Genomic DNA, 12,693 nt, shown 5'->3' with positions numbered 1-12,693 from the left:
CATTCAGAGGTCAAGAGATCCTGTTTCTATGTCAGCACAAAAAGACCATCTCGAACCGCGCAAGCCCGGCCGCCCGCGTGGTAGCAAGCCCGATGCGGCCAAGCGTGAACAACTGATTGGCATCGCCCTGCGGCTCTTTTCCCAGCAGGGGATTGCGCGCACGTCGCTGAACGCCATCGCCCGTGAAGCCGGGGTGACGCCAGCGATGCTGCACTACTACTTTAATTCGCGTGAGCAACTGCTCGATGTGATGATTGAAGAGCGTTTTCTGCCGCTGCGCGCGCAGATAAGCGGCGTGTTTGGTGATTATCCTGACGAGCCGGTAAAAGCGCTGACCGCGATGGTGAAAACCCTGTCGGCGATTGCCGCCGAGCACGAATGGTTTGCCCCGCTGTGGATGCAGGAAGTGATTGGTGAAATGCCGGTGCTGCGCCAGCATCTGCACGCCCGCTTTGGCGACGACAAATATCACGCCACGCTGGCGATGGTGAAGCGCTGGCAGGCCGAGGGGAAAATCAACCCGCACCTGAGCGCGGAGTTGCTGTTCACCACGCTGTTAAGCCTGGTGCTGGTGCCTTTTTCCCGCATGCGTAACGACGAGCGGCTGGCGATGCTGACGCCGGAGGTCATCACCAATAACGTATTGGCGGTGATCCAGCAGGGGATTGGCCCGGTGTAGGTCCCGGCGTCGCGTTGCTCGGCCGGGCTACATGGTGGCACAAACGTAGCCCGGCCGAGCGCAGCGACGCCGGGAAGATATCATTCCACGCTAAACTGGTTACTCTCCGCTAACGCCTTAAACCACAGCCCGTTGCGCTTAATCTGCCGCTCGCCCGTTTCAAGATCGAGACGGTAAAAACCGTAGCGGCGCTTAAACGAGTTGAGCCACGACCAGTTGTCGATAAACGTCCACTGGTGCACGCCGAAGCAGTTCGCGCCGTCGGCGATGGCGCGATGGAGCTGCACCAGATGTTCCTCCATCAGGCCAATACGAAAACCATCTTCAATCACGCCATCTGCCTGTACCGGGCCTTCGGATTGCAAATCCATGGCGATGCCGATTTCGGCGAGATACCACTTAATATTGCCGTAATTGTCGCGGATGTTGACGGCAATATCGTAGATAGCCTGCGGATGAATTTCGTTGTTATCGCGGTACGGATTAAAGCGGCCGTTCGGGTCAACGTAGTTTTCGAAGTAGTACTCCGGTGAGAAATAGTCGAGGGTGTATGGCGTTTCACGCGCCTGTACGCGACGCGGCACGTAGTAGTTCACGCCGAGGAAGTCGATCCGCGAGTCGGTAATCAACGACACTTCCTGTTTGGTGGTTTCCGGCAGGCAGTTATGCAGCGCCAGCAGCTCGCACAGCTCTTTGGGGAACTGGTGCTTCACCAGCGGGTCGAGGAAGCTGCGGTTAAATAACAGGTCGGCATACCACGCCGCTTTTTTATCTTCCGGCGAGTTGTTGCGGGTGTAGGACGGCGTCAGGTTGAGCACGACGCCAATCTCGCCTGCCAACTGCTGCTGGCGGTAGCACTCCACCGCTTTGGCGTGCGCCAGCATGATATTAAACGCCACCTGTGCGGCCAGTTTGCCGTCTTTTTTACACGGATAGTGGAAGTCGTACAGGTAGCCGCCTTCTACCGGTACAATCGGTTCGTTGAAGGTGATCCAGTATTTGATTTTATGGCCAAACAGGCGGAACGCGGTGGCGGCAAAGCGGGCAAACAGGTCGGTGACGTGCTTTGACTCGAAGCCGCCGTAGCGGTTTTGCAGTTCTTCTGGCATATCAAAATGGTAGAGGTTGACCATCGGTTCGATGCCGTTCGCTATCATTTCGTCGAAGTAGTCGTTATAGAAACGCACGGCGTCGGCGTTCGGTTCGCCGGTTTCCAGGTCATCTATCAGTCGTGACCACTGAATTGAGGTGCGGAATGAGTTGAAGCCGATGCGCTTCATCAGCGCCACATCTTCTTTGTAGCGATGCAGCGTGTTACAGACCGTCTCGGGTCCTATTCCCTGGAAAAAGCGCTCCGGCTGTGCGGCGTGCCAGCTGTCCCAGATGGAGCGATGAGGCTTACCCTCTGCGCCTTCGGTTTGTGGGCCAGAGGCAGCAGCGCCCCAGAAAAAGTGGTTCGGAAACGCGTATGTGGTCATTTAACCTCCTGAATAAAAACACAAAAAAGCTGCGCCGCTATCGGCGCAGCAAATTACTACTCTGCATTCACCTGAATGGATTTGATAAAGATATAGCCCCAGTCACCGGCGTATTTCCCTAAGCTGATGGTGTTTTCACCCTGCTTGAGATGCACAGGAAGGGTCATCCGCTGGCCTTGTTCATCAGTTTGCGGAAACTCAATTTGAATCGGCTTATCGCTGTTCACCTGCACCGAGTTCTTCTTGCCGCCCCATTTAGCGTTGAAATCGAGGTGCAGCAGATAGTTGCCGTCCCACGGTGCGGCAACCTGCCAGCTCACTTTATCGCCATCATTGGCAAACGGACCGAGGAAGCCATCTTCGCCGGTTGCCAGTTCGTTTTCCGCGCTCTTGATCACCGTTTTCTGGCTTTGCTTCAGGTCCAGCAGCGGACTTTCAAAGCGGCAGAAGTCGTCGGGCGCTTTGGCCGTCGCCTCGGTCACGTTCACCGTTATCGTTTTGCTGCTTTTCAGCAGGCCGTCGTCGGCGGTAAACGTCAGCTGATAGGTTCCCGGAGTAGGGAACCAGGCGCGAGTGGAGGCCTTATCGGCATCGCAGAAGTGCGCCTGTTTTTTCCCTGTGCTGGTCCACTTTTCACTCACCTGACGTGACGGCAGATTGTCGTCCTGCCACGTGGCGTTGAGGCTCAGGCCGCGGTTTTGCGTGGTACTCACTTTCTTCTCAAGCGTAATGACCGGTGCCTGGTTTTTCTGCATATGGGTGACGCTGATAACGTTGGATGGTGCAGACTGCCCGGATTCATTTTTCGCAATCACCCGGTAGTAATAGGTTTTGCCCAGCGTGAGCGATGCGTAGTCGTCGCGGAAGAGGTCCATGGACTGTGGATCCCACTCCTGTACGCCATCGGAGATGTTTTTCCCTACGACTTTCCACGGACCGTCTTTCGACTCCGCGCGTTCTACGTCATAGCTGCGGCCAACGGCGGCCCCCATCCAGTTAATGGCGAAGGGAGAATGGCTCTCGCGCAGTTTTGGCGCTTCGGGTTTGGGCAGCGGTGCCATTTTTTCCTGCCCTGTCATTTGAGCGGCGGCGGTACGCACCAGGTCGACGACGTTGGTTTCCTGGTTAGCATCGCCTTCCGGGAAGCCCGGAAGATGGTAGCTATAGTGTCCGGTGTACTCTTTATGCCAGTAGAAACCACCGTCGTGTCGATGACCGCGGAAGCCCCAGATAAACCCGCCAGCCGCTTTTGCGCCGTTAACCTCGGTATGGACTATCGACTGCATGATGTTGTTCAGGTCTTTGCTATCAAGCAGACCAAACTCGCCCACCAGGTACACTTTCTTCCCGCCGATGGCTTCCAGATCCTTCTTCACCTGATCCGGATGATTGTTTCCCGCATTGGTGTAGTAGTGGTTGCTGACGATATCAACGTTAGGATCGTTCACGGAGAAGGCGTTGATTTTCTTATAGGTACCATCCACAACCAACTGATGTGGCGCGAGTTTTTTAATCCATGCCGCCGTCTGCTTCAGGAATGCCGCGTTGGTGTCTTCCAGTTCGTTACCCGTCTCCCAGGCCATAATGGCTTTCTCATCCGCGTAGGTGCGCCCGGTTATGGTGTTGGTTCGGGTGATCACCTGGCGAATCACATCAAGATAAGCCTGATAGGTTTTACTGTCGGTCCGGTAAAAATCTTCTGGTTTTTCATGGTAGAAGGCGGCTAACTGCTCGCGTCCACCCCACCACCACCAGTGATCGATAAACGGCAGGATCAAGCGCAGGCCTTGTTTATCGGCTTCGGCAATCATGTTGTCGTACACCACCATGGCTTTTTCATTCAGACGTGGCATACCGTCCGCCGTGGCGGGTGCCAGAATATGCGTTTCGCGCTCGCAGGCTTCGTCGTTCTCCTGCTGCACTGAGAGCACATAGACGCGCTGGGCTTTTGCCCCTGTCTGCACGATGGCTTTAATCCAGTTCTCCTGCTCTTCCGGAGTTGGCCACTTAAAGTACTGACCCCAGCCGCGCGGGTCGGCTTTACAGACGCCGCGGGCGTCGTTTTCAATACGGTGCAACTCTGGTGCGTGGATCCCTGCGAAGCGGAATTCCTGCTTGCCGTCCATCAACTGTGCGCCCTGGCGGGTGATGAAGTGGTCAAAGTGCGACGGTGCTGCCGCCATCGCGCCAGCGCTGGTCAAGGCGGCCAGCATGGCTATCAGCAAGGATTTTTTTACGGGCTGTTTCATTGCGTCTCTCCTTAGAACCAGACTTCTGCCTGTACGCCAAAGTTAACGGTATCGGTGCTACCGCTGCGGCTGTAGCCACCGGCATCGATGGTGTTGGTGCTCCAGTTGTAGTTGCCGTCGAGAGCATCCGAGACGCCTTTATCCCATTTGGCATAGGTCACAAAGAAGCGCAGCTGTGGGCGGCTCCAGAAGCCGGAATCGAAGGTCAACGTTGGCGCGACAGTGACTTTCGTCAGGCCGCCTTTCCCTTTGCCGTTCACGCCTTTGTAGTTGTCATCGTCGAGGTACTCGTAACCCAGCTCATATTGCATGGCGAAGTTTTTGGTGATCTGGTGATAAGGGCGGATACCGGCAACCCAACTGGTGCGTCCCCAGCCGCTGTCGTCGTTGCTCCACCAACGGTAATTTTTGTCTTTTTGCAGGTAGGCGAAGGTTGAGACCTCCACGTCGCCCATTGAGGCGAGACTGTCGAGCACAATACGCCAGGATTGCGTGTCTTCGAGGTTTGCCCAACCCCAGCCGTTTTTACCCAGTGAGTCACCTGCCGCCAGGCCGCGACCGTACTGCATCACCAGTTTGGAATAACCGCCGGTCAGGCCCCAGAAACCATCAAAGTTATAGACGCCGGTTACGCCATAGCCTTTCTCAGCAGAGGTTGGGTGATTTTCGTTGCGGTTCATCCGGTGGCCGATAAGCTCCAGATCCAGCCCGCTGCCGGCAATCTTTTTAAACCACAGATTGAGCGAGTAGTCGTCCGGGTAACCCTGATCGCCTTTGTCGACCGGATAGGCCTTGGTTTCATCGGTTGGCGAGAAGGCGTAAACCCCGGCGTCAAAGCGGGCAAAGCCCAGATCCATATTATCGAAACCGCCGCCGGTGCCGTTGTACTGAATGTACTCCCAGTCAAACTGATGGCTGGAGGTGTTGGAGCTGCTGTAACGCTTACCGCCCCAGAAGGTGATGTCCGGGGCGAAGTCGAGGTTGGTGAGTTCGGCATATCCTTCGCGGAACTGCACGTCGTGGCCGTCATCGTCCTGGCAGTTCCAGTCAGAGGTACATTTGCTCTGATGGGTGATGTTGGCCTGAATTTTTGCCACCGCACCTGAGTCGGATTTCAGCGTGACTGTCGGGATCAACTCTATTTTGGTGTCTTCTTCGTTGCCCAGACGCCATTTGCCATCCGGCATCAGCCCCACGGAGTCCGCGCGGTTTCCGTCTGAGTTCGCGAGGATCCCTGAGCGCATGTAGCCGTGCAGCTGGAAGTCATATTTTTCTGCATAGGCCAGGCCGCTTGTGGCGGTGCTGACGAATAGAGCCAGAGGTATCAATCGGTTAAGTTGTTTCATCTTTCTTTTTTCCCTTTTATTTTTTGTACGCAATAGCGCTTTTGTTAATGCGATGGGAAATTTACGGATCAAAAATGGAAATGTACATCCATGCATGGAAAGCGCTTTCCATAATTGCCGGATCAAATCACAGATCCGAAGATTGTTCGTATGAAAGCGTGATCTGGATCGGCTTTTGGCTTTTAGAGAATAAAAAAGCCAGCGTCTGAACGGCGCTGGCGAAGAATAAACTGTGAAGGCGATCGATTAGCGGATTTCAGAATCCGTGAGTTGCCGCTCGTAGACCTTGAAGAAGGGGCGGTAGATCATCCAGGCGTTAAAGAAGGCGAACAAGCACATAAACATATTTTTCCAGCTGCCGTTTGCTGACCAGGCGGCGCCCAGCGGTGCGGGCATGGACCACGGCAACATCGCCACGGCGCGATCGAGTACGCCGAGGTGCGTCAGATACCATGCAATGCAGGCGTTAATCATCGGAACGCCGATAAAAGGGATTAAAAATAGTGGGTTAAGTATTATCGGGAAACCAAAAAGTATCGGCTCATTGATGTTAAAGAGGGAAGGAATAAGGCCAATTTTGCCCACGCTTTTTAGCTGACGGGAGCGACTGCGAAGCGCCATAAAGACCAGCGGCAGCGTGGAACCGATACCCCCAATTAGCAGATAGAAATCCCAGAATCCTTGCAGATAAATATGCGGTAGCGGCGTGATGCCGTTCACCAGTGCCTGCTGGTTTTCAAACAGGTAGGTCATCCAGAACGGGTTCATGATGCCGGTGATAATCAGCGCGCCATGAATACCAACAAACCACAATAAGTTACAGATAAGTAAGGAGATGAGTAGCGCGGTTAGCGTATCAGAGGCGATGATAAGCGGTCGCAATGCTTCACTGATAAGCTCCGGTAAAATCATCCCGGTATTGAGCTTTAGCCCAGCATTCATCGCCGTAATAGAAAGCATGATCACCAGCAGCGGCACCAGCAGCTGAAAGCCGTTGCGGGTCATGATCGGCACCTCGTCGGGCAGGCGAATACACCAGCTTTTCCGATAGAAGAACCGGATCACTTCAACAGAGTAAAAGCTTGAAATCAAAGCGCTAAATATTCCCATTCCGCCCAGGAAGAGGTTACTACCCGCATTTTCCTTAAAGCCGATGAACACCAGAAATGCCAGGCAACCCGTCAGCCCGGAAAGCCGTTCGGGTAGTTGGTACTGCTTGCCTAAGCTGGCGCTCGCACCGAAAGCGATGATCAGCGCAATCAGGCCAATCGTCAGCTCAAAAGTAGGCAACAGCATGGGCCGAATAGCCAGATACCACGCGCCGTTGATAGCAAATGGCGGAAAGATCAGCGGCACCATCAGGCTGCCAACAATGACGAATGGCATGGCCAGCGCAAAGCTGTCGCGCATGGCGGTGATGTGTTGGCTACGGGTCAGAAGATTGGCGAAAGGCGTAACGCGCTGCTCAATCAGCGTCACAGCAACATTCATAAACTGAATGTTCATGGCGAACCTTATATCGAACGGAGGTGCCAGGATCATCGCCTACATCCCAACAAAGTGAAAGCCTGCAACCGGTGATCGCGCTCACATTTAACGGATTCATGTATGGAAAGCGCTTTCCGTTTTGTTTCCTCGTGATTATAGTCCGCTCATCGTTACTACTCAGTCAGGAGTTTTCCATGAAGAAAATTATGCTTTGTTGTTCCGCAGGGATGTCCACCAGTTTGCTGGTTAAAAAAATGGTGGCAGAGGCGGAAAAGCGCGGCCTGGAAGTGGATATCAAAGCCTTTGGTGTCGCCGAGTTTGAGCAGCAGGTAGGTCATTATCAGGTGGTGCTTCTGGGGCCGCAGGTGAAGTACATGCAGAAAGACTTACAGCAAAAAGCCAACGCCTACGGCATTAAGGTGGAGCCGATCAACATGATGGATTACGGCATGCAGAAAGGCGGCGCGGTTTTAGATTTTGCCCTGTCATTAATTGATAACAATAACTAAGGGATAAAACATGAGCTCTCTGTACGCTAAATTAATCAGCGTGATAGAACAAAAAATCACGCCAATGGCCGGAGCGGTTGGTCAGCAAAAATACGTCACTTCCATTCGTGACGGTTTTATCCTCGCGCTGCCTTTTATGATTGTTGGTTCGTTTATGCTGGTGTTTATCTTCCCGCCGTTCTCACCGGATACCAGCTGGGGTTTTGCTCGCGCATGGCTGCAATTTTCGCTGGATCACCGTGAGAGCCTGATGCTGCCGTTCAATTTCAGCATGGGTATCATGACGCTATTTATCTCCGTTGGGGTGGCCGCCAGCCTTGCGCGTCATCACGATCTCGACCCGCTGACGTCCGGGATGCTGTCGCTGATGGGCTTTTTACTGGTCGCTGCGCCGCTGAAAGACGGACAGATTTCCGTGGCTTACTTCTCCGGGCAGGGCATCTTCACGGCGCTGCTGGTCGCGATATACACCACCGAGCTTTACGCTTTTCTGCGTCGTCACAACATCACCATTCGTTTGCCTCCGGAAGTGCCGACCGGCGTGGCGCGTTCCTTTGAGATTCTGATCCCCGTGCTGGCGGTGGCGCTGACGCTGCATCCGTTGAACCTGTTTATCGAAGCGCAGCTTGGAATGATTATCCCGGAAGCCATTATGTCGCTGGTGAAACCGTTGGTTGCCGCATCCGATACGCTGCCGGCTATTCTGCTGTCGGTACTGGTATGTCAGATTTTGTGGTTCGCTGGGATTCACGGCGCGCTGATTGTCACCGGCATTATGAACCCATTCTGGATGGCAAACCTGTCGGTTAACCAGGCCGCCATGGCCGCCGGTACCGCCATTCCGCATATTTACGTGCAAGGATTCTGGGACCACTACCTGCTGATTGGCGGCGTGGGCTCCACGCTGCCGTTGGCAATTTTACTGATGCGCAGTAAAGCGGTTCACCTGCGTACGATTGGCCGCATGGGCGTTGTACCCGGGTTGTTTAACATCAACGAGCCGATTCTGTTCGGCGCGCCCATCATCATGAACCCGCTGTTCTTTATTCCGTTTGTCCTGGTGCCGATGGTGAATGCGACGCTGGCCTACTTTGCCCTCGACTTCGGCCTGGTATCCCGCGTGGTATCGATGACGCCATGGACCACACCAGCCCCAATTGGTGCATCCTGGGCGGCAAACTGGTCGTTCAGCCCCATCATTATGTGCCTGATTTGTATGGTAACGGCTGCCGTCATGTACTACCCGTTCCTGAAGGCTTATGAGAAACAGTTGCTGTCGCAAGAAACCGGCGATGCGGAAACGGAAGGCCGCGTTGGACAGTCTGAAGCTGCCTGATTTTGTTGATTGAGAGGATGTTATGGATTTAGAAGAACAAGTGATGGGCATTATCATTAATGCCGGCCAGTCGCGTAGCCTGTGCTACGAAGCGCTAAATAGCGCTAAAGCCGGTAATTTTGCCGATGCGGATGAAAAAATGGGGCAGGCGCAGCATTTTGCCCGTGAAGCGCATCGGGTGCAGACGCAGCTGATTGAGGCCGATGAAGGCGAGGGTAAAACCAAAATGACGTTGGTGATGGTGCATGCGCAGGACCATCTGATGACGTCGATTCTGGCCAAAGAGCTAGTGGGCGAGTTGATTGAGCTCTACCGCACGCGTCATTAAGCCTCTGTCTCCCCGGCCGTTTCGCGCCGGGGAGTTGGCGAATACCTGAACGCATTTATGTTAGTATAGGGAGAAAACCGTAATACAGACGACACCATGCCTACTATTGATGATGTTTCAAAGTTAGCCAACGTTTCCCGTGCCACCGTTTCGCGCGTGCTGACGGGGACGCGTGGCGTTCGTGAAGAGAGCCGCGAGGCCGTATTACGCGCGGTGGAAGAGCTTAACTACCGCCCAAGCTTTGCGGCGCAGAACCTGGCGAGCAACACCTCGAGCTACGTCGGAATGGTGCTGCCCGCGAACGAAGCCGGGTTTAGCGCTACGCTGCTGCCGCAGCTATCGCAAGCGGTGAAATCGCTGAACAAATCGCTGATCATTCAGTACGTGAACGATGCTGCTGAACAGCAGGCGGCGGTTGAAAGCCTTCAACATCAATGCGTTGCGGTCGTCACCCTGAGCCGTAACAGCGGTGATGTTGCCAGCAACGTGATCGCCTTCGATGCGTTTTCCGCGCAAGGCAGCGCCAGCCAGGGTTATAACTACGCGTTTGCCACCGAAAGCGCCTGCCGCTACGTATTGGGCAAGGGGCATCGTAATATTGCGCTGCTGATGGACAATGAAAATGACGTCGCCAGCAAGCAGATGCTCGATGGCTATCGCAGCGTGCTGCAAAACTACTCTCTGCCGTTCAATCGTCAACTGTTGGTGATGGCTGACAATAATATTGAGCAGGCGCTGCTGACGCTTATCAATAGCTTTACCAAATATACGGCGATTATCGCCAAACGTGACTGCTACGCCGCCGAAGCGATGCGTTTATTGCGTGAATTCAATATCGCGATCCCACAGGAAGTATCGCTGGTGAGCCTTGAAGATTCTCCGCTGGCATCGTTGGTTTACCCGCCTCTGACCTGTATCGCTTATCCGGTTGAACAACTGCTGGAGCACTGCGTTCAGCGTATTCGTGCGTTAATTGATGGGCATTCTGTGTTTGTGCCGGAAGGGCGTGCGTTTACCGGACGTCTGGTGGCGCGCTCATCGGTGGCGGATATCAGTTAATCCTCGCGGTGCTGCCAATACCCGCGTTTTCGCAAGACACTTCTTTACAGCACTAAACTGGTCGGCTCGCTAAGATACGCTTCGTACTATGACGAGGTCATGATGAGCGAATTTTTCCAGCGCCGCCGCGTATACCGCTGGCTGCGCGAAATTATAGTGCTGTTGCTGTTAGCCGTGGTGCTGATGTGGGGCGTTGACCGCTTCCGCAGCCCCACGCTGCCCGACACCTTCTCTGGCACGACCATGCAGACAATAGACGGCCAGCAGCTGGATTTCGCCGCGATGAGCGAAACACGCCCGCTGCTGGTTTACGTCTGGGCGACGTGGTGCAGTATTTGCCGCTTTACCTCACCGTCGGTTGAAAAGCTGACGGAGCAGGGCGGTAACGTGGTGAGCATTGCCCTGCGCTCTGGCGATGATGCGCGGCTGGCGACGTGGATGCAGAAAAAAAAGCTGACTATGCCGGTGGTAAACGACGCGCGCGGTGAGCTGGCTCAGCGCTGGCAGGTGAGCGTAACGCCGACGCTGGTGGTTATCGACAAAGGCAAACCGGTTAGCGCCACTACGGGCTGGACGAGCTACTGGGGCATGAAAATGCGCCTGTGGTGGGCGGGCCTGTAATCCTTCTACTATTGCGATATTGATAATAGTCTATTGCTATTTATACCATTTATGTAATCAGTCTGCGGTCGTATCCTGCTTCGCATCACGTTACCAAGCGTAACGTCCCTTACCGAACAGGATACGACCATGAAAACCCTTACTACAATTTTTGCTGCTTCCCTTCTCTGTGTTGCTGCCTTTAGCGCCTCTGCGCAAAGCGTTACCGCGACCGCCACTACGCTGGACTCCGCTGAAGCGGCCATTGCGCAGAAAGCCAAAGAGATGAACGCCTCCGACTACAAAATCACCAGCGCACGCATGGGCAATACCGTGACCATGAGCGCTGAACTGTACAAATAAGCGGAGGAACACAGCATGTTATTCAAAAAATATTCTCTGAACGACCTGCCGCTGGCTAACCGTATCGTGATGCCGCCGATGACCCGCTCCCGCGCCGGTGCCGGCGATGTAGCGACCGACATGATGGCCGACTATTACGCGCAGCGCGCCAGCGCCGGGCTTATCATCAGCGAAGGCACGCAAATCAGCCAGCAGGGTCAGGGCTATGCCTGGACGCCGGGCATGTACTCTGAAGCACAGATTGCAGGCTGGAAAAAAGTGACCAGCGCCGTGCATCAGGCGGGCGGTAAAATCTTCGCTCAGCTGTGGCACGTCGGCCGCGTTTCACACAACGTCCTGCAGCCGAACGGCGCGCAGCCGGTCTCCTCTTCGGCGATTCAGGCCGAGGGTGTGAAAGTATTTGTTGACGTGGAAGGCCGTGGCCCGGAAAGCGGCGTCGGCGCGATGGTGCAGCACGATATGCCGCGCGCACTGCGTACCGATGAAATCCCGGCTATCGTCAATGACTATGCCCAGGCGGCACGCAATGCCATTGCCGCCGGTTTTGACGGTATTGAACTGCATGGGGCGAACGGCTATCTGATTAACCAGTTTATTGATTCGCAGGCTAACCTGCGCGACGACGAATACGGCGGCTCGCTGCAAAACCGTCTGCGCTTTATGAAAGAGGTGGTGGCGGCGGTGTCTGAAGCGATTGGTAAAGAGCGCGTGGGTATTCGCCTGGCGCCGCTGACCACGCTGATGGGTTCGCGCGATGATACCCCGGAAGCGACCTATCTGGCAGCGGCCAGCGTGCTGAGCGAGATGGGTATTGCCTATATTCACATCGCCGAAGCCGATTGGGATGATGCGCCGGTGATGCCCGCCGCGTTTAAAGAAGCGCTGCGGATTATCTTCCATGGCACGCTGATTTATTCCGGCAAGTACACCAAAGCACGTGCCGAAGAGGCGCTGGAGAAAGGCTGGGCGGATCTGATCGGCTTTGGTCGTCCGTTTATTGCTAACCCGGACCTGCCGTATCGTCTGGAGCATGATTTACCGCTGAATGCGCCGGTGAAGGAGCAGTTCTTCGGCGGTGGGAAGGCCGGGTATCTGGATTATCCGACGGTGGAGTGAGGGGTGCCGTTCCCCTCACCCTAACCCTCTCCCCACGGGGAGAGGGGACCTATCGTGCAGCCAGCATGTTTGGTTTTCTCCCTCGCCCCATTGGGGAGAGGGCCGGGGTGAGGGGAACCCGCTTACGCTACCTCGTCAATAC

General features: G+C 54.9%; 12 protein-coding genes. 8 read left to right on the top strand and 4 right to left on the bottom strand.

The genetic code is table 11. The features are described 5' to 3' along the window. Window positions 1–28 precede the first annotated feature (28 nt). Window positions 29–679, top strand: a complete 651-nt coding sequence (locus ACH1XZ_RS12005; RefSeq protein ID WP_395595751.1) for a TetR/AcrR family transcriptional regulator — start codon at window positions 29–31, stop codon at window positions 677–679. An 80-nt stretch (window positions 680–759) separates the two neighbouring features. Here ACH1XZ_RS12005 and ACH1XZ_RS12000 read toward each other — a convergent pair whose 3' ends face one another. The 4 genes from ACH1XZ_RS12000 to ACH1XZ_RS11985 all read right to left on the bottom strand — a co-directional run bounded on the left by ACH1XZ_RS12000 (window position 760) and on the right by ACH1XZ_RS11985 (window position 7,258). Next, window positions 760–2,157: a glycoside hydrolase family 1 protein gene (locus tag ACH1XZ_RS12000; RefSeq protein ID WP_395595750.1), complete on the bottom strand. Its 1,398-nt coding sequence runs from the start codon at window positions 2,155–2,157 to the stop codon at window positions 760–762. Between the two features lie 56 nt (window positions 2,158–2,213). Further along, on the bottom strand, window positions 2,214–4,406 hold the full coding sequence (locus tag ACH1XZ_RS11995) for a CBM35 domain-containing protein (RefSeq protein ID WP_395595749.1): 2,193 nt from the start codon (window positions 4,404–4,406) through the stop codon (window positions 2,214–2,216). Window positions 4,407–4,417: 11 nt separating this feature from the next. Beyond that, window positions 4,418–5,752, bottom strand: coding sequence for a maltoporin (locus tag ACH1XZ_RS11990; RefSeq protein WP_395595748.1), 1,335 nt, complete (start codon window positions 5,750–5,752; stop codon window positions 4,418–4,420). A gap of 246 nt (window positions 5,753–5,998) precedes the next feature. Beyond that, window positions 5,999–7,258 (bottom strand): PTS sugar transporter subunit IIC, encoded by a 1,260-nt coding sequence (locus tag ACH1XZ_RS11985; RefSeq protein ID WP_395595747.1) that lies wholly within the window; start codon window positions 7,256–7,258, stop codon window positions 5,999–6,001. A 176-nt stretch (window positions 7,259–7,434) separates the two neighbouring features. Between ACH1XZ_RS11985 and ACH1XZ_RS11980 the strand changes: the two genes are divergently transcribed. From ACH1XZ_RS11980 to ACH1XZ_RS11950, 7 genes are all read left to right on the top strand, one after another. Next, window positions 7,435–7,749, top strand: a complete 315-nt coding sequence (locus ACH1XZ_RS11980) for a PTS sugar transporter subunit IIB (protein WP_395595746.1) — start codon at window positions 7,435–7,437, stop codon at window positions 7,747–7,749. A 10-nt stretch (window positions 7,750–7,759) separates the two neighbouring features. Continuing rightward, complete coding sequence (locus tag ACH1XZ_RS11975) at window positions 7,760–9,085, top strand: PTS sugar transporter subunit IIC (RefSeq protein WP_395595745.1); 1,326 nt, start codon at window positions 7,760–7,762, stop codon at window positions 9,083–9,085. Between the two features lie 22 nt (window positions 9,086–9,107). Continuing rightward, window positions 9,108–9,413: a PTS lactose/cellobiose transporter subunit IIA gene (locus tag ACH1XZ_RS11970; protein WP_395595744.1), complete on the top strand. Its 306-nt coding sequence runs from the start codon at window positions 9,108–9,110 to the stop codon at window positions 9,411–9,413. A gap of 96 nt (window positions 9,414–9,509) precedes the next feature. After that, window positions 9,510–10,472: a LacI family DNA-binding transcriptional regulator gene (locus tag ACH1XZ_RS11965; protein ID WP_395595743.1), complete on the top strand. Its 963-nt coding sequence runs from the start codon at window positions 9,510–9,512 to the stop codon at window positions 10,470–10,472. 99 nt (window positions 10,473–10,571) lie between these two features. After that, window positions 10,572–11,093 carry a protein disulfide oxidoreductase gene (locus tag ACH1XZ_RS11960; RefSeq protein WP_395595742.1) on the top strand — a complete coding sequence of 174 codons (522 nt, stop codon included), beginning with the start codon at window positions 10,572–10,574 and terminating at the stop codon, window positions 11,091–11,093. 129 nt (window positions 11,094–11,222) lie between these two features. After that, complete coding sequence (locus tag ACH1XZ_RS11955; protein WP_395595741.1) at window positions 11,223–11,435, top strand: YdgH/BhsA/McbA family protein; 213 nt, start codon at window positions 11,223–11,225, stop codon at window positions 11,433–11,435. Between the two features lie 15 nt (window positions 11,436–11,450). Beyond that, on the top strand, window positions 11,451–12,551 hold the full coding sequence (locus tag ACH1XZ_RS11950; protein ID WP_395595740.1) for an alkene reductase: 1,101 nt from the start codon (window positions 11,451–11,453) through the stop codon (window positions 12,549–12,551). The last annotated feature ends 142 nt before the right edge of the window (window positions 12,552–12,693 follow it).

The organism is Kluyvera chengduensis (assembly GCF_044197065.1).
GTDB classification, from domain to species: domain Bacteria; phylum Pseudomonadota; class Gammaproteobacteria; order Enterobacterales; family Enterobacteriaceae; genus Kluyvera; species Kluyvera ascorbata_C.
The sequence above is the reverse complement of the archived record's forward strand: the minus strand, read 5'-3'. Positions and strand labels throughout refer to the sequence as shown.